The following is a 204-nucleotide window of genomic DNA, read 5'->3' on the forward strand; positions in this document are numbered from 1 at the left end:
CCGCTCGTGTGGCATCGCTACTACGCGAGCCATGACATGTTGCCGGGCGCGGCGGGCCACGGCTGGCGCACGCCTGCCGACATCCGCCTCGATTTGTTCGAGCACGACGACGAAATCGGCGGCATCGTCACCTGATGGTGCGCCATACGGATCGTAACGGCCTGTCGTTCTATTACTCGCATCAACATCACGACGATGGTCTCT

1 protein-coding gene is annotated in these 204 nt (G+C 61.8%); it reads left to right on the plus strand.

Annotation, left to right across the window (positions count from 1 at the left end):
- Nucleotides 1-6: 6 nt before the first annotated feature.
- A complete protein-coding gene (locus NCT32_RS37205) occupies nt 7-135 on the plus strand; it encodes a DUF6531 domain-containing protein (protein WP_409241585.1) in 129 nt (42 codons plus the stop codon).
- Nucleotides 136-204 lie beyond the last annotated feature (69 nt).

The organism is Caballeronia sp. INML2 (assembly GCF_023631365.1).
GTDB classification, from domain to species: Bacteria; Pseudomonadota; Gammaproteobacteria; order Burkholderiales; family Burkholderiaceae; genus Caballeronia; species Caballeronia turbans.